Source organism: Methylobacterium sp. PvP105 (genome assembly GCF_017876975.1).
Classification (GTDB): domain Bacteria; phylum Pseudomonadota; class Alphaproteobacteria; order Rhizobiales; family Beijerinckiaceae; genus Methylobacterium; species Methylobacterium radiotolerans.
The window spans coordinates 2,169,681-2,185,183 of the sequence record NZ_JAGIPA010000001.1 but is presented as its reverse complement, the minus strand read 5'-3'; the positions used below and the strand labels follow the sequence as shown (position 1 = coordinate 2,185,183).

The 15,503-nt window shown below is 72.7% G+C and carries 15 protein-coding genes; 6 read left to right on the top strand and 9 right to left on the bottom strand.

The annotated features are described in order from the left end of the window. Window positions 1–41: 41 nt before the first annotated feature. The 3 genes from J3A75_RS10430 to rclC all read right to left on the bottom strand — a co-directional run bounded on the left by J3A75_RS10430 (window position 42) and on the right by rclC (window position 3,650). Complete coding sequence (locus J3A75_RS10430; RefSeq protein ID WP_209650153.1) at window positions 42–2,288, bottom strand: xanthine dehydrogenase family protein molybdopterin-binding subunit; 2,247 nt, start codon at window positions 2,286–2,288, stop codon at window positions 42–44. Window positions 2,289–2,299: 11 nt separating this feature from the next. After that, window positions 2,300–2,746, bottom strand: coding sequence for a (2Fe-2S)-binding protein (locus J3A75_RS10425; RefSeq protein ID WP_012318263.1), 447 nt, complete (start codon window positions 2,744–2,746; stop codon window positions 2,300–2,302). A 280-nt stretch (window positions 2,747–3,026) separates the two neighbouring features. Then, window positions 3,027–3,650, bottom strand: a complete 624-nt coding sequence (gene rclC / locus J3A75_RS10420) for a reactive chlorine resistance membrane protein RclC (RefSeq protein WP_209650152.1) — start codon at window positions 3,648–3,650, stop codon at window positions 3,027–3,029. Between the two features lie 395 nt (window positions 3,651–4,045). On the opposite strand from rclC, the gene J3A75_RS10415 reads away from it, so the two are divergent. Further along, window positions 4,046–5,428, top strand: a complete 1,383-nt coding sequence (locus tag J3A75_RS10415) for a mercuric reductase (protein WP_209650151.1) — start codon at window positions 4,046–4,048, stop codon at window positions 5,426–5,428. Between the two features lie 27 nt (window positions 5,429–5,455). On the opposite strand, the gene J3A75_RS10410 is transcribed toward J3A75_RS10415, so the two are convergent. Then, the gene (locus J3A75_RS10410) at window positions 5,456–7,975 is read right to left on the bottom strand and encodes an MFS transporter (RefSeq protein WP_209650150.1); all 2,520 of its coding nucleotides are present in this window, start codon (window positions 7,973–7,975) and stop codon (window positions 5,456–5,458) included. Window positions 7,976–8,304: 329 nt separating this feature from the next. On the opposite strand from J3A75_RS10410, the gene J3A75_RS10405 reads away from it, so the two are divergent. The 5 genes from J3A75_RS10405 to J3A75_RS10385 all read left to right on the top strand — a co-directional run bounded on the left by J3A75_RS10405 (window position 8,305) and on the right by J3A75_RS10385 (window position 11,467). Further along, complete coding sequence (locus tag J3A75_RS10405; protein ID WP_209650149.1) at window positions 8,305–8,967, top strand: response regulator transcription factor; 663 nt, start codon at window positions 8,305–8,307, stop codon at window positions 8,965–8,967. 327 nt (window positions 8,968–9,294) lie between these two features. Beyond that, complete coding sequence (locus J3A75_RS37015; protein ID WP_012318258.1) at window positions 9,295–9,666, top strand: response regulator transcription factor; 372 nt, start codon at window positions 9,295–9,297, stop codon at window positions 9,664–9,666. A 171-nt stretch (window positions 9,667–9,837) separates the two neighbouring features. Next, complete coding sequence (locus tag J3A75_RS10395; RefSeq protein ID WP_012318257.1) at window positions 9,838–10,578, top strand: sensor histidine kinase; 741 nt, start codon at window positions 9,838–9,840, stop codon at window positions 10,576–10,578. A 246-nt stretch (window positions 10,579–10,824) separates the two neighbouring features. Beyond that, a complete protein-coding gene (locus J3A75_RS10390; RefSeq protein ID WP_012318256.1) occupies window positions 10,825–11,118 on the top strand; it encodes a hypothetical protein in 294 nt (97 codons plus the stop codon). Window positions 11,119–11,191: 73 nt separating this feature from the next. Next, on the top strand, window positions 11,192–11,467 hold the full coding sequence (locus tag J3A75_RS10385; RefSeq protein WP_029361146.1) for a hypothetical protein: 276 nt from the start codon (window positions 11,192–11,194) through the stop codon (window positions 11,465–11,467). A 27-nt stretch (window positions 11,468–11,494) separates the two neighbouring features. Here J3A75_RS10385 and J3A75_RS10380 read toward each other — a convergent pair whose 3' ends face one another. From J3A75_RS10380 to rfbF, 5 genes are all read right to left on the bottom strand, one after another. Continuing rightward, entirely contained in the window at window positions 11,495–11,707 is a 213-nt protein-coding gene (locus tag J3A75_RS10380) for a hypothetical protein (protein ID WP_209650148.1), read from the bottom strand. An 84-nt stretch (window positions 11,708–11,791) separates the two neighbouring features. Then, window positions 11,792–13,111, bottom strand: a complete 1,320-nt coding sequence (gene rfbH / locus J3A75_RS10375) for a lipopolysaccharide biosynthesis protein RfbH (protein WP_029361148.1) — start codon at window positions 13,109–13,111, stop codon at window positions 11,792–11,794. 158 nt (window positions 13,112–13,269) lie between these two features. Next, window positions 13,270–13,809, bottom strand: coding sequence for a dTDP-4-dehydrorhamnose 3,5-epimerase family protein (locus J3A75_RS10370; protein WP_043343568.1), 540 nt, complete (start codon window positions 13,807–13,809; stop codon window positions 13,270–13,272). Then, window positions 13,809–14,717, bottom strand: coding sequence for an NAD-dependent epimerase/dehydratase family protein (locus J3A75_RS10365; RefSeq protein WP_159392728.1), 909 nt, complete (start codon window positions 14,715–14,717; stop codon window positions 13,809–13,811). Before J3A75_RS10365 ends, J3A75_RS10370 begins: the two co-directional genes overlap by 1 nt. After that, the gene (gene rfbF, locus J3A75_RS10360) at window positions 14,702–15,472 is read right to left on the bottom strand and encodes a glucose-1-phosphate cytidylyltransferase (RefSeq protein ID WP_024830654.1); all 771 of its coding nucleotides are present in this window, start codon (window positions 15,470–15,472) and stop codon (window positions 14,702–14,704) included. Before rfbF ends, J3A75_RS10365 begins: the two co-directional genes overlap by 16 nt. Between the last annotated feature and the right edge of the window lie 31 nt (window positions 15,473–15,503).

The window sequence follows — 15,503 nt, the reverse complement described above, 5'->3', positions numbered from 1 at the left end:
TCGCGAAGCGGGACTTTCGCGGGGCGGCGGCCTCGCCGGCGTCAGGCCCCCGAGAGGGTCTCCTTGGCCAGGGGCAGGCTGCGCAGGCGTCGGCCGGTCAGCGCCGCCACCGCGTTGACCACCGCCGGCGGCACGCCGGGCAGGCCCGGCTCGCCGATGCCGCCCATCGGCGCCCCGCTCTCGACGATCGCCACGTGCACCCGCGGCATCCGCGCCCGGTCGAGGATCGGATAGGCGTCGAAGTTCCGCGCCTGCCGCTGCCCGCCCTCGTAGACCACCTGCTCCAGCAGCGTCGACGAGAGGCCGAGCGCCGCCGCGCTCTCGACCTGGCGCTTCACGATTGCCGGGTTGACCACCCGGCCCGGATCGATGGCGATCCAGAGATCGTGCACCCGGGCCTCGCCGTTCTCGAGCGACACCTCGGCGATCGTCGCCGTCTCCGACCCGAACGGCGAGGCCATCGACACGCCCCGCGCGCGCCGCGTGCCGTCCGCCGCCTGGAACGGCCCGCGCGTCCAGCCGCCGGCGAGGTCGGCCACCGCCTGCAGCAGGGTGCGGTGGCGGGCGCTGTCCTTCAGGAGCGTCATCCGGAGGGCGAACGGGTCCTGGCCGCCGGCCTGCGCGATCTCGTCGAGGAAGCTCTCGTAGAAGTAGTCGTTCATCGAGTGCCCGACCGAGCGCCAGAACGCGATGGTCACCGGGTGCGGCACCTTCACGTAGGTGAGCCGCCGGTTCGGGATGGCGTAGGGCTTCTGGTCGAGGCCCTCCACCACCGAGGAATCCACCGGCCCCTTGAACAGCGCGCCGAACCAGCGCCCGATCGGGCCCTCCCCCACCGCGGTGGTCTCCAGCGCCACCGGCATCCCGTCCGGCCCGAGGGCCGCCTTGAACCGGGCGAAGCTCAGGGGGCGCAGCGCGTCCATGCCGAACTCCTCCTCCCGCGACCACAGCACCCGCACCGGCCTGCCCGTCGCCTTCGCGAGCAGGATCGCCTGCGGGAACGGGCTGGCCGGCCCGTAGTGGAAGTGGCGCCCGAAGAAGCCGCCGAGCATCGGCGAGTGGATGCGGACCTGATCCGGCTGCAGCCCGGCCGTCTTGGCGGCGACCTGCTGGAACAGCTCCGGCATCTGGTTCGGCACCCAGAGGTCGAGGCTGCCGTCGGGAGCGAAGCGGGCCACCGCCGAGGGCGGCTCCAGCTGCGCGTGCGCGAGGTAGGGGGCGTCGTACGCGGCCTCGACGACTCGGGTCGCGCCCGCGAAGGCGGCGTCCGGATCGCCCGCCTGCTCGGCCGGAACGCCGGGGCCGGGCGCGTCCCGGAGGGCGGCCAGCATCGCGGCCGAGGAGAAGCCTGCCGAGACGGTCGCGACGCCCTCGGGCGCCGGCCGGCTCCAGGTCACCTGCAGGGCCTCCGCGGCCGTGCGGGCCCGCCACCATGTGTCGGCCACCACCGCCACCGCGCCCGGCAGGCGCTCGACCGCCTGGACGCCCGGCATCGCCCGGACCTCCGCCGCGTTGGTGATCGCCTCCGGCTCGGTGCCGAGATGCGGCGCGTGCCGGATCGCGGCGTGAACCATGCCGTCGAGCCGGATGTCGATGCTGTAGACGGCCCGGCCGGTGGACTTGTCGCGCATGTCGAGGCGCGCCACCGGCTTGCCGATCCAGCGGAAGTCCTTCGGATCCTTCAAGGTCACGTCGTCGCGCGGCTGCAGCGCGAGCGCCGCGGCGGCGAGGGCGCCGTAGCCGAGGCTCCGGCCCGAGGCGGCGTGGATCACGCGGCCGTTCCCGGTGGTCAGGCCGGCCTGCGGCACGGCGAGTTCGGCGGCCGCCGCCCGCAGCAGCATCTCGCGGGCGGTGGCGCCGAGGCGGCGCATGGCCTCGAAGCTCGAGCGGGTGGAGAAGGATCCGCCGGTCATGCGCAGGCCGTTGACGACCGCGTAATCGGGACCGGGCGGGGCGCATTCCACCGCGAAGCGCGCCGGGTCGAGGTCGAGCTCCTCGCCGATCGTCTGGGCGAGGCCGGTGTTGATGCCCTGGCCACCCTCTACGAAGGGGCTGAGCAGGCGCACGCTGTCGTCGGGGCGGATCTCCAGGAACGCCGCCACGCGGGTCCCGGGTTTCGGGGCGACGGCCGCCGGGCCCTCGGCGCGGGTCTGGGCGGCGGCCGGCGCCAGCCGCAGGCCGACCCCGAGGACCAGCGCGCCCGACGCCGCCCCCAGGAAGCCGCGGCGGGAGAGGTTGCGGACCGGTTCGCGGCGATCCGGGCGGGTGCGGGGCGAGCGGTCGGTCATCGTGCGCCTCCTCAGGCCGCGGCCTGCCGCACGGCGGCGGCGATGGCGTTGTAGGTTCCGCACCGGCACAGGTTGGTCATGGCGCCGGCGATGTCGGCCTCGGTCGGTTTCGGGGTCTGCTTGAGCAGGCTCGTGGCGGCCATGACCTGCCCGGACTGGCAGTAGCCGCACTGGGGCACCTCGATGCCGACCCAGGCGGCCACGACCCGGGCGCCGACCGGATCCTGCTCGATCGCCTCGATCGTGGTGATGGCTTGGTCGCCGACGCTCTCCAGCGGGACCTGGCAGGAGCGGGTCGCCGCGCCGTCGAGGAGCACCGTGCAGGCGCCGCACTGCCCGATGCCGCAGCCGTACTTCGTGCCGGTCAGCCCGAGGCTGTCGCGCAGGACGAACAGCAGCGGCGTGTCCGGTTCCGCGTCCACCGTGTAGCGGCGCGCATTGATCGTGAGCTGGACCATCGTTCGACCTCGTGGAATGGGGGACGGCGCGACGTGTCTCGCCGTGCGAACCGGCCGGGCGACGTGTCTCCGGGGGCGGCCGAAGGCGCGGCCTGTGTCGTGTGCTGTATCGCGAGAGGTACAGCCGCTCCTGGCCGCGCGGAATCATACGAAGGTTAGGGGTCGTCACCCGAAACGGTGCCTCTCTGCGGCCGGATCCGAGATCAGGGTCGGCCGAAGACAGTCCATCGTCCCGGGTCTCGGTCCTGAAAGCTTCCCGCGGCCGCACGTGGGCGGCCGTTCACGCCTTCGCGGCGAGGGCGGGCGCCGGGGCCCGGGCCGCCGGCGCGGACGCCTCGCGCAGGACGGCGCGGGCGCTGTCGGCGAGGACGAGCCAGGCGCCGGCCATGAGGGTGACGTCCTTGAGGACGAGGCGGCCCGCGCCCGACAGGTAGGGGAAGCCGTGCTGGGCATCGCCGAGCGCGGCGACCCAGGCCTCGGGGGTGGTGACGAGGAACGACAGGGTCACCACCGGGGTGAGGAAGGCGAGCACCGCCCCGGCCAGGCTCAGCCGCCGCGACACCAGGCCGGCGAGGACGAGCAGGCCGATCAGCAGCTCGACCGTGCCGAGGCCGCGGGAGAACGCGTAGGTGTGGTTGGCCGTCTGCCACGCGCGGGCGGCGAGGTTGAGCTCGCCCTCGTGGGTGAGGTGCTGGGCGTACTGGTCGGGGTGGGCGTAGAAGAACGCCATGACCGGGCTGTTGGCGACGAAGGGCGTGATGCTGTCGGCCTCGTAGGGCACGAACTTGAGCGCGCCGATCCAGAGGAAGACGACCGCGATGGCGACCCGCATGGCCTGGAGGCCGAGGCGGTTCGAGCCCGGCCCGGAGACGAGGCCGAGGACGCGGCGAACCTGCGTGTTCATGGATCTGGTCCTTCGAAGCTGAGGGCGCGGGACGGCTTGAGGCCTCCCTGCAGAGGCGCCGGCCGGGACGGATGATCGCGCGGCGGCGATGGGAGGAGCTTCGATGATGGGCCGATCCGGCTCAATCATACGCAGGTTTGGGTCTGATCATCCGATATTCGTCCGGAACGCGGCCGCGGGTTCGGCAAGACATCTGTGTTCCGAGGTCGAGCGCAGGCATGTGCGTCCGTGATCGACTTGCCGCCGGAAGCGATCGCGCCACGCGGCGCGGCCGCGGGCGCACCAAATCTGCGCGCCGGCCGGTCAGGGCCGGTCTATCATACCGACGCATGATATCCGGCCGATCGCGATGCCTTTACGTGTTTCCGAAATCTCGGATCCGCGGAGGATGGACGATGGACGACCACTACGATGCGCTCGTGATCGGCAGCGGCGAGGGTGGCAAGTTCCTGGCCTGGCACCTGGCCAAGGCCGGGCAGCGGGTCGCGGTGGTCGAGCGCCGCTGGATCGGGGGCTCCTGCCCCAACACCAACTGCCTGCCGAGCAAGAACGAGATCTGGAGCGCCGAGATCGCCCATCTCGCCCGGCACGCCGACCGGTACGGCATCGAGACCGGCCCGGTCGCGGTGGACATGGCCCGGGTGGTCGAGCGCAAGCGGGCGATGGTCCGCGGCCTCGTCGACATGCACCTCGACCGCTACCGCGACAGCGGCGCGGAGCTCATCATGGGAACGGCCGCCTTCACGGGGCCCAGGGCGCTCACGGTCGCGCTGAACGCGGGCGGGTCCCGCGCGCTGACGGCCGAGCGGATCTTCCTCAACCTCGGCACGCGCCCGACCATCCCCGACGTCCCGGGCCTGTGCGACGCGGAACCGCTGACGAATATCGAGGCGCTCGAACTCGACGCCGTGCCCGCCCACCTCGTCGTCCTCGGCGGCGGCTACGTGGGCCTCGAACTGGCCCAGGCCTACCGCCGGTTCGGCAGCGCGGTGACGGTGATCGAGCACGGGGCGCAGATCGCGGGCCGCGAGGATCCGGACGTGGCCTCCGCGCTCGCGCAGCTCCTCGAGGCCGAGGGGCTGGCCATCCGCACCGGCACGGAGGTCGTGCGCGTGCGCGGCCGTTCGGGCGACGCCGTGGAGATCACGGTGCGCGGCGGCGACGGCGAGGCGGTCATCGCCGGAAGCCACATCCTCGTCGCGGCGGGCCGCGCGCCGAACACCGGCGGGATCGGCCTCGACCGCGCGGGGGTGGACCTCACCGAGCGGGGCGTGATCAAGGTCGACGACCGTCTGCGGACGAGCGCGCCGGGCGTCTGGGCCATCGGCGAGTGCGCGGGCAGCCCGGCCTTCACCCACGCCTCCGCGGACGATTTCCGCGTGATCCGCGACGATCTCGCGGGGATCCCGCGCTCGACCGCGGGGCGGCTGATGCCCGCCTGCCTGTTCACGGACCCGCCGCTGGCGCGGGTCGGATCGACCGAGACCGAGGCGCGCGCCCGCGGCGATGCCGTCCGGGTCGCCAAGCTGCCGATGGCGGCCGTGCTGCGCACGCGGACGACCGGGCGGACCGAGGGCTTCATGAAGGCCGTCATCGGACCGGACGATCGGATCCTCGGCTTCACGATGCTCGGCGCGGAGGCCGGCGAGGTCATGGCCGCGGTCCAGGTCGCGATGCTCGCCGGCCTGCCCTACACGGCCTTGCGCGACGCGATCCTCGCCCACCCGACCACCGCGGAGGGGCTGAACAGCCTGTTCTCGGCCGTGCCCGCCCCCTGACCCACTCCCTGACCCGCTCTCCGCGGTTCAGGCGCTCGCCGCGGCGGGTTCCGCCGCGCGGCTCTCTCGGTCCGGCTCGGCCGCCGGAAGATCGACCGCGAAGGTCGCGCCGGGACCGTCGTTGTTCCGGGCGGTCAGCGTCCCGCCATGGGACTCGACGATGGTCCGGCAGATCGCGAGGCCGATGCCCATCCCGTCGCGCTTCGTGGTGAAGAACGGGCTGAACAGCTTGGGCAGCTGCTCCGGATCGATGCCGGTGCCGCTGTCGGACACCGCGATCCGAAGCCGACCGGGCGCGGGAGCGCTGAGCGCGATCCGCAGCTCGCGGCGGGTCTCGGGCGCATCGCGCATGGCGTGCAGGCCGTTCGTCACGAGGTTGACCACGACCTGCTGCATCTCGACGCGATCGGCCAGGACGCGCGCCTCGGTCGCGGCGATCCGAGTCCGCACCGTCGCCCCGGCCGCCAGGATCTCCCGATCGAGGAGCGCCACGACCTCCGCGAGGAGGGGCTGAAGGTCGACGATCTCGGGCTGGCTCCGGTCGCGGCGGAGCTGCTCGCGCGTCCGCTGCACGATCCGGCTCGCCCGCATGCCGTCGCGGACGGCGCGCTCGGCCGCCCGCGCGGCCGCCTCCAGATCCGGCGTCTCGCGCCGCAGCCAGCGCAGGCAGGCCTCGGCGCTCATCACCATGGCGCCGATCGGCTGATTGACCTCGTGGGCGATGGAGGCGGAGATCGCCCCGACGGTCGAGACCCGGCCCGCGCGGGCCAGCTCGGCCTGGGCGGCGAGCAGCGCCTCCTTCGCGCGCTCCCGCTCGGTCACGTCGATCATCGCGCAAGCGACGCGGTCGAAGGCCGCCGGGTCGTCCGGCAGCGCCACGACGAGGATCACGGTCACCTCCCGCCCGTCGGCGCGAACGAGGCGGCCCTGCGCCTCGAACCGGCCGCCCGCCCGGTCGAGCCGCTGCAGGAGCGGCAGGACGAGATCGTTGCCCGGCGGCAGGAAGCGGCTCATCGAGCCGAGGACCGCGTCGCGGGACCGGCAGCCGAGGAGCTGCACCGTGGCGTCGTTGACGTCGACCAGCGCGATCTGCCGCGCGCAGGCGGCGGCGAGCGCGGCATCGGCCTGCCCGCGGAGGTCGGTCCCCGGCCCGGCGGCCCGCGCCTCGGCGAGGTGGGCCTGCGCCCCGGAGAGATCGACCTCGCACAGCGCGACGTGGCTCTGCTCGAACAGCGCGCGGTAGCGCCGCTCGCTCCGCGCCAGTGCCCCCAGCGCGCGCTGGCGGGCGCTCGTGTCGAAGGCGATCAGGCTGATCCCGCCGGTCAGCGCGAGGTAGAAGCCGACCGCGGTCAGGCCGCTGCGCTCGGCGAGCGCCTGCGCGATCATCGGCGAGAAGGCGCCCCCGATGATGCCGCCGACGTTGAACGCCACGGAGGTGCCCGTGTAGCGCACCTGCGGCGGGAACAGGCTCGGCAGCCACGCGCCGAGCGGCCCGTTGACGAAGCCCATCACCCACAGGGCGAAGGCCAGGAAGACGAAGATCGTCACGAGGGAGCCGCTGCCGAGCATCGGCGCCAGCAGGATCCCGGAGGCGATCGTCCCGGCGCAGCCGACGATCAGGACGCGGGCCGGGTCGAGCCGGTCGGACAACCAGCTCGCGACGACGATGGCGGCGGCCATGAACAGGATCGCGCCGAGCTCGACCGTCAGGAACGAGGCCCGGGAATAGCCGAGCGTCGTCGTGCCGTAGCCGAGCGCGAAGGCGGTGGCGGTCCAGAACAGCGAGAAGCACGCGACGACGCCGAACATCCCGGCGACGACCTGCCCGGCATGGTGGCGCATCAGCGCGACGAAGGGGACGCGCGGGGGCTGCGCGTCCTTCACGGCGGCGGTGAACTCCTCGGTCTCGCCGAGATTGGTGCGGACCCAGAGCCCGAGCCAGACGAGCGGCACGCTGAGCAGGAACGGCACCCGCCAGCCCCAGTCCGCGAACTGCTCCGCGCTGAGGGTCAGGGTCAGGACGAGGAACAGGCCGTTGGCCACGAAGAAGCCGAGGGGCGCCCCGAGCGGCGCGAACATCGCGTAGCGCGCGCGCCATCCCGGCGGGGCGTTCTCCAGCGCCAGCAGGGCGGCGCCGCTCCACTCGCCGCCGAGCGCCAGCCCCTGCCCGAACCGGAGGAGGCAGAGCAGGACGGGCGCGAGCCAGCCGGCCAGCGCGAAGGTGGGCAGCAGCCCGATCGCCGAGGTCGAGAGACCCATCAGCAGGAGCGAGGCGACAAGCGTCGCCTTGCGCCCGACCCGGTCGCCGAAATGCCCGAAGACCGCGCCGCCGATCGGCCGGGCCACGAAGGCGAGGCCGAAGCTCGCGTAGGCGCTGATCAGCTCCGCCGATTGCAGCGCCGCCGGGAAGAACAGCGGCCCGAAGATCAGGCTCGCCGCCGTGGCGTAGATGTAGAAGTCGTAGAACTCGACCGTCGTGCCGATCAGGCTCGCGAGGAGGACGCGCGCCGTCTTTTGTCTGGGAGGCGCGTTGCTCACCGCAATCATCTCCGCGCCTCGCTCCGCAGCCTGCCATACGGGTGCACGGCCGGACGGGTCGCCCGCGAGCCCGGGAGCCGGGACATGCTGATCGCGTTTGAGGTTGAGCCAGTCCCGGGGGCAGTGCAACCGCTCATAGCCACAAGCTTGGCCGCAAGTCGATAGGTTCGGCCGGGTGCGGCCCCTGCGTCCGGCCCCTGCGCCCGGCCTCTGCGTCCGACCTCTGCGGACCGGCTGCGCCGTCCGAAGACGGTCGGCTTGATCGGGCGCGGATTCAACCTGTAAGCACTGTCCTCGCGGACAGCCTGGCAGGGGCGCGCGGGGGCTCGTCGATCACGATGTCAGGCAACGTCCGGGGTGGCGCGGCGAAAGCCGGCGCCGACACGGCCTCACCGCTGGTTGTCATCGTCGAGGACGACGAGGGCGTCCGGGAGGGGCTCCAGGATCTCCTGCGCTCCGTCGGCCTCGACACCCTCGCCTACGGCGCGACGAGCGAGCTCCTCGCGGCGACGCTGCCGGACCGCCCGGGCTGCCTGATCCTCGATGTGCGGCTGCCGGGATCCAGCGGTCTCGACCTGCAGGCGAAGCTGGCCGCGATGGGCAACCGCATGCCGGTCATCTTCATGACCGGCCACGGCGACATCCCCATGACCGTCCAGGCCATGAAGGCGGGCGCGCTCGACTTCCTGACCAAGCCGTTCCGCGACCAAGACATGCTCGACGCCATCGCGGTCGCGATCGAGCGGGACAGGACCCGGCGCGCCTCGAGCGCGGGGGTCGCCGAACTCGAGGCGCTGGCCGCGACCCTGACGGCGCGGGAGGCCGAGGTGATGGCGCACGTCGTCAAGGGGCTGCTCAACAAGCAGATCGCCTACGCCCTCGGCATCAGCGAGATCACGGTCAAGATCCACCGCGGCAACGTCATGCGGAAGATGGAGGCCGGCTCCGTGGCCGACCTCGTGCGCAAGACCGAGCTGCTCAAGGCCCGGGCGACCGTCTGAGCCCGAAGCCCCCCGCAGCCGCCGGCCCGGGCCGGGCCAATCGGCGCGGAACGATGCCGGGTATCACCGCGTTGGCACCCGCACGGGACAGATTTCGTCGGCACGTTCGAGTCGGGCGTCGACGGAAAAGTCCCGACTAGATTCGCCAAACCCATGTCTACCGGCTCGCGTCGCGGCGCTCCGAGGCCTGCTTTGCTGTGGCGGGACTCGGTTCATCAGGATGTGCGTCCGTCGCGCGCATCAAACCATCGTATAATATCGTCGGCGCGGCCGCTGGCCCACACAGGTGGGATCGACGCGCCTCCGAGAGGCTCCGGAGGGAGATTCGTGCCGGTCGGGAAGAAAGCGGTCGCGGTCGTGGACGACGACGAGGCGGTTCTGGACGCGACGTCCAGCTTCCTCGAAGCGTTGGGCTACGACGCGCGGGCCTTCAACTCGGGCGAGGCCTTCCTGGCCTCCATGGCCGGCAGCGACGTCTCGTGCCTGCTGACGGACGTGAACATGCCGGGGATCAGCGGCATCGAGTTGCAGGACCGCGTCCGGCAGCAGCGCCCTGCCCTGCCGGTCATCATGATGACGGCGCTGACCGACGACGCGCTCCGGCGTCGGGCCCTCGCCGGCGGCGCCCGCGATCTCCTGCGCAAGCCCCTCGTGGCCGACGAACTGATCCGCTGCCTGGAAGAGACGATCGGGGCCTGAGGATCGGCCGCCTGAACGTCGGCCGGGCTGCGCGCGGCCGTCACGCGCGTGCGCGCCCGGACGATCCGATTAGGACATCAAACCTCCGTATGATTCCGGCGCGAACGGCCACGGTGCAAGGTCGCGCCATGGAAGGGGCGCGCCGCACGCGGGCCGGACGAGGAGGTGGGGATGGGACTGACGATGGCGAGCCGGAGCGGTGCGGGGTCGGACGAGGCCGTGCTGCGCGCGGAGACCGCCCGCAGCGCCATGGCCCGGCTCCTCGCCGTCGCCGGACACGATCTCAAGCAACCCCTGCAGGTGGCCCTCATGGCCATCGACCGCGCGGTCTCGGACGGCGTCGGCCCCCGGGCCGCGGCCCGGCTCGGCCTCGCCAGCGACGCGCTGGTGCGGCTGGGCCGCGAACTCGACGACTTGGCCCGCTCCTCCCAGACCGGCGCCGTGCCGCCCCGGCTCGGTCCCGTCGCCCTCGTCCCGCTCCTGGAGGCGGTAGCGGCGGAGTGGCAGCCCTACGCCGACGCGGTCGGAGTGCGGGTGCAGGTCTGCGCCACGGCGCTGACGGTCCAGAGCGAGGCCGCCATGCTGACGACCATCCTGCGCAACCTCGTCGGGAACGCCGTGAAGTATGCGGGCCCGGGCGGCCGCGTCGTCGTCGGATGCCGCCGCCGGCAGGGGCGGGTCACGATCGAGGTACACGATGACGGTCCCGGCATCGCGCCCGAACGGCTGGCGGGCATCTTCGACGCCTTCGACCGCGCCGGGCGCCGGGACGGGGCCGGTCTCGGGCTCGGCCTGCACATCGTCCGGCAGACCGCCGCGGCGCTCGATCACCCGATCACCGTGCGATCCCGGCGCGACCGGGGCTCCGTCTTCGGCGTGACCGCGCCCCGTCACTGTCCGGCATCCGCGTAGATTTCCCGGGTCGATCCCGACGGCGCTGCCGCCGCGGAGCAGGTCCGCCGTCCCGGCACTGGAGGCCGCGAAACGCCCGGACCGCGTGCGCAGCCCACCGAAATCCGCGGCGTCCACGGCGACGCAGGCGTGCCGCGCCCGCACGGCTTGCTCGCCAGGGTTGCTTGTGGAACCGTGTCGGCCTGAGACCCCGAAGAGGCGACGGATGCTCCGCACCGTGCTTTCGCAGACGGAGCGTGACCTGACATGACGGCTGGCGATCCGCCCAACAAGATGGCCGAAGTCGCCGGACTGGCGGCCGCGATCGCCGACCACATCCTCGCGCAGCACGAGGCAGGGACGACGATCCCGCCGGACCAGTTCCGGATGCTGGTGAGCGCCGCCCGGATGCTCCTGGACAACGGCGTGCCGTGGCCGCCGTCGGTGACCTACCTCGTCATGGAGGTCGCCCGGCGGGTCGAGGAGGCCGAGCCGCCGCCCAAGGGCGACGAGGTCGTGGAACAGCTGACGCAGGCCCTCGACGCGGCCAGACCCACCTGAGACCCACCTGAGGCGGACCGTCACGCCGCGGGCGCGCCGATTTCCCGCGGGATCCGCGCCCTATATGGGCCCTATGCCCACACTCGGCCTCAAGCTCCCGCTCCGGATCTGCGTCCTCGAGAACGCCGCCTGCGTCGAGGATGCCGGCGGCCGGCGCACCGGCTACGTCTACTGGGACGAGGGCCGGCCGGGGGGCGGCGACAGGCCCTTCACCCGCGCCGAGGCCATCGAGCAGGTCCGGATCATCGCGGGCGCCTGGGCCGGCGCCCTGGTCCACAGCGGCACCCTCGACACCGGCCCGGCGCCCGAGCCGGGTGCCGCCGCCGCCGAGCCGTCTCCGGAAGGCTGACCCGCCCCTCGCGGGGAGGGATCGCCGCTACAGGCCGGTGCCGCTCGCGTACGGGACCGGCGCGCCCGGGCGCGAGCTCGTCGCGGAGGCCGCGACGGTGGCGGCGATCCAGTCCCCGTCGCTGGTCCCGGACACCCGGCACGCCCGCGCCAGGGCCCGCACCTGGCGGCGCCAGAGCCAGAGGCGGAGGGTGTGGATGAGGTCGTACATGGTCGGCCCCGCGCTGTCGCTCCCGTCCATGTGGGGCGCGCGCGCGGCCCACTCAAGCGCGCGGCCCACTCAAGCGCGCGGCCCGCGCGCGCGGCCGCCGTGGCCGGAGGGGCGTCAGCCGGCGCCGAGTTCCCGCGTCACCGCCGCCAGCGTGTCGGCCATGTAGTCGAGCATCGGGTCCGTCAGGCCGGGCCAGACGCCGATCCAGAAGCTGTCGCGCATGATCTTGTCGGTGTGGGTCAGCGCGGCGTGAACCCGGTATGTCACGTCCCGGAAGGCGGGCTGCCGGGTCAGGTTGCCGGCAAACAGCAGCCGTGTTCCCACGCGCTTCTCTTCCAGGCGCGCGACGAGGGCGTTCCGATCGATGCCGACGCCGTCCCGCACCGTGAGGAGGTAGCCGAACCAGCTCGGCTCCGAACCCGCGGTCGCCCGCGGCAGATGGAAGAGCCGGTCGAGGCCGCGCTCCCGCAGGCGCTGCTCCAGGCCGACGAAGTTCGCGCGGCGGCGCGCCACGAAATGGTCGAGCTTGGTCAGCTGGCTCACCCCCAGGGCGGCCTGCATGTCGCTGACCTTCAGGTTATAGCCGATGTGGGAGTACGTGTACTTGTGATCGTAGCCGCGGGGCAGGTCCCCGAGTTTCCAGCCGAAGCGGTTGCCGCAGGTGTTGTCGGTGCCGGGCTTGCAGTAGCAGTCCCGCCCCCAGTCCCGGAACGACTCGACGATCTTGGCGAGCGGACCCTTGTCCATCAGCACCGCGCCGCCCTCGCCGGTGGTGATGTGGTGGGCCGGATAGAAGCTCAGGGTGGCGACGTCGCCGAAGGTCCCGACTCCCTGCCCGCCGATGGTCGCGCCGAACGCGTCGCAGCAATCCTCGACCAGCCAGAGGCCGTGGCGGCGGCAGATCTCGGCCACCCGGACCACGTCGAAGGGATTGCCGAGCGAGTGCGCGATCATCACCGCGCGGGTCTTCGGCGTCACGGCCGCCTCGAGCAGGTCGACATCGACGTTGTGCGTCTCGACGTCGACGTCGACGAAGACCGGCACGCAGCCGTGCTGGACGATCGGCGCGACGGTGGTCGGGAAGCCCGCCGCGACGGTGATCACCTCGTCGCCCGGCCGCAGGCGGCGCGCGCCGTGCTTCGGCGAGGTCAGCGCCGCGAAGGCCAGGAGGTTCGCGGCCGAGCCAGAGACGGTCAGCCGCGCATGCTTCCGTCCGAACGCCGCCGCGAGTTCCCGCTCGAACCGGTCGGCGTAGCGCCCGGCCGTCAGCCACATGTCGAGGGAGGCGTCGACGAGGTGGGCGCAATCCTCCGCGTCCATGACCTTGCCGGAGGGCGGGATGTAGGTCTCGCCCGGCACGAAGGCCGGCCTCCCGCGCGCCTCGAAATGCGCCCGGGCGAGGCTCAGGATCTCGGTGCGCAGGGCATCGGTCATGGGGGCGAAACACCGTTGTCCGGTCGGGGGGCTCCGGCAGCTATACCGCGGGATCCGCCGGGTGTGAGACTGCCATCGGCGACGAGGCCCGGCACGATCGGGGCCGCCGCCCTGGCCGCCGCCCTGTCGGAGCGCCTGTCGTCGACCGGGCCCATGGCTCAGAACGGCGTGGCGAACGCGTCGAGGCCGGGATGCAGGCGATCCCGGTCCGACAGGGTCGGGTGCGGGATGCCCCAGTCGAAACCGAAGCTGTCCCAGCGGATGCCGGCATCGGCGGCGGGGGCGTGGACCGACGTGACGAGGTAGAGCAGCGTCGCCGCGCCGGAGCGCACGGCGAAACCGTGGGCGCAGCCCTCCGGGATGTAGACGCCGGCGGGCGCCTCCTCGTCGAGGTCGAAGGCGACGGCGCGGCCGTAGCCGGGCGAGTCCCGGCGCAGGTCGAGTACGACGTCTGTCACCGCGCCGCACAGGCACCAGACGAGCTTCGCGTGCTGGTGGGGCGGCACCTGGAAATGCATGCCGCGGATCACGCCCCGCGCCGAAGTGGAGCAGTAGACCTCGGCGAAATCCGTCCTGAGACCAGCGGCAGCGAGGCTCGGCGCGTGCATCAGCTTGTGGAAGCTGCCGCGGGCATCGCGGCTGCCGGGCGCGCGGAGGGCCAGTACACCCGGAAGATCGCTGGTTCGGATCTCGAACATCACTGGGCCGCTATCAACTCGGTGAGGCCGCGATCCAGGCCGATGGCGGCGGACCAGCCGGGCAGGAGCGATCCGATCCACGGCCGCATCACCTCCCGGGGCCTGTAGGGCCGCGCGCCCCAGGCGACCGGGACGGGCCGCGCGCCGAGGCGCTCGATCCGCGCCACGAGATCGCGCAGCGACAGCGTCTCGGGGCCGCGGAGGGCGAAGGCCTCCCGCGTATGCGGCGGCACCGCGCGGATCCAGTCCAGAGCGGCGCGGCTGCCCGAGAGGACGTCGTCGACGTGGAGCAGGTTGAGGGTCTGCTCGCCCGGGGACAGGTCGAGCCGTCGTCCCTCCCGCTGGGCTTGGAGCAGGGCCGAGACGAGCTTGCCGCGGCGATCCGCCGGTCCGTAGGTGTCCGTCAGCTTCAAGGTCAGGACCGTGAAGCCCTCCGCCTCGGCGTAGTAGGCCGCTATGTCCTCGAAGGCCTGCTTGGTGGCCGCGTAGAGGCTCGCCGGATTGTAGCGATCGTCCGCGAAATGCTGCCAGCTCGTGCCGAAATTGACCATGTGCCGGACCCCGCAGCGCGCCATCGCGTCGAGGAGCTGCGTGCCGAACAGCAGGTTGGCCTGGATCAGCGGTGCGACATGGTCCGGCCCGTGCACGCCGACGAAGTGGGTGGCGGCGTGGATCACCGCCTCGGGCGCGAAGGCGCGCATCGCGGCGTGCAGCGTGTCCGTCGCGCCGTCGTGGCGCAGGATCGTCGCGCGCGGGTCGAGGAACGCGGTGGCCGAGCCCGCCCGCACCAGGGCGCCGACGGCGATGCCGGCCTCGGCGAAGCCCCGCGTCAGGCGTCCGCCGACGAAGCCGGTCGCGCCGGTGATGAGCAGGCGGCCGAAGGGCGGCGGCGCTACCACGTCTTCCACGGTGCCCGTCCCGACGCCCAGAGCGCCTCGAGGTTGGTCTTGTCCCGGAGCGTGTCCATCGCCTGCCAGAAGCCGTCGTGGATGAAGGCCTGCAGGTCGCCTTCCCGGGCCAGGCGCTCCAGGGGCTCCCGCTCCCAGACCGTCTCGTCGCCCGTCACCGTGTCGATCACCGACGGCGCGAGGAGGAAGAAGCCGCCGTTGATCCAGCCGCCCTCGTTGTCGGGCTTCTCCTCGAAGGCCGTGACCCGGTCGCCGTCGAGGGCGAGGTAGCCGAAGCGCTTGTCGGGCCGCACCGCCGTCACGGTGGCGCGCTTGCCGTGGGCGCGGTGGAAGGCGATCTGCGCGGTGACATCGACGTCGCTGACGCCGTCGCCGTAGGTGAGCGCGAACATCTCCTCGCCCTCCAGGTGATGCCGGACGCGCTTCAGGCGGCCGCCCGTCATGCTCTGGTCGCCCGTATCGACCAGCGTCACGGTCCAGGGCTCGGCGGTCTTCCGGTGGATCTCCATCCGGTTCTCGGCGATGTGCATGGTCACATCGCTCATGTGTAGGAAGTAGTTCGCGAAGTATTCCTTGATGATGTACCCCTTGTATCCGAGGCAGATCACGAAGTCGTTGATGCCGTGGTGGCTGTAGCCCTTCATGATGTGCCACAGGATCGGCCGGCCGCCGATCTCGACCATCGGCTTCGGCCGCGTGGCGGTCTCCTCGGACAGGCGCGTGCCGAGGCCGCCCGCCAGGATCACGGCCTTCACCGGCCGTCTCCCCGGCCCGCGGGGCGTGAGC

Coding starts and splice junctions, on each gene's coding strand:
- J3A75_RS10430 (WP_209650153.1), bottom strand. CDS start 2,288: ATGACCGACCGCTCGCCCCGCACCCGCCCGGATCGCCGCGAACCGGTC.
- J3A75_RS10425 (WP_012318263.1), bottom strand. CDS start 2,746: ATGGTCCAGCTCACGATCAATGCGCGCCGCTACACGGTGGACGCGGAA.
- rclC (WP_209650152.1), bottom strand. CDS start 3,650: ATGAACACGCAGGTTCGCCGCGTCCTCGGCCTCGTCTCCGGGCCGGGC.
- J3A75_RS10415 (WP_209650151.1), top strand. CDS start 4,046: ATGGACGACCACTACGATGCGCTCGTGATCGGCAGCGGCGAGGGTGGC.
- J3A75_RS10410 (WP_209650150.1), bottom strand. CDS start 7,975: ATGATTGCGGTGAGCAACGCGCCTCCCAGACAAAAGACGGCGCGCGTC.
- J3A75_RS10405 (WP_209650149.1), top strand. CDS start 8,305: ATGTCAGGCAACGTCCGGGGTGGCGCGGCGAAAGCCGGCGCCGACACG.
- J3A75_RS10395 (WP_012318257.1), top strand. CDS start 9,838: ATGGGACTGACGATGGCGAGCCGGAGCGGTGCGGGGTCGGACGAGGCC.
- J3A75_RS10390 (WP_012318256.1), top strand. CDS start 10,825: ATGACGGCTGGCGATCCGCCCAACAAGATGGCCGAAGTCGCCGGACTG.
- J3A75_RS10385 (WP_029361146.1), top strand. CDS start 11,192: ATGCCCACACTCGGCCTCAAGCTCCCGCTCCGGATCTGCGTCCTCGAG.
- J3A75_RS10380 (WP_209650148.1), bottom strand. CDS start 11,707: ATGGACGGGAGCGACAGCGCGGGGCCGACCATGTACGACCTCATCCAC.
- rfbH (WP_029361148.1), bottom strand. CDS start 13,111: ATGACCGATGCCCTGCGCACCGAGATCCTGAGCCTCGCCCGGGCGCAT.
- J3A75_RS10370 (WP_043343568.1), bottom strand. CDS start 13,809: ATGTTCGAGATCCGAACCAGCGATCTTCCGGGTGTACTGGCCCTCCGC.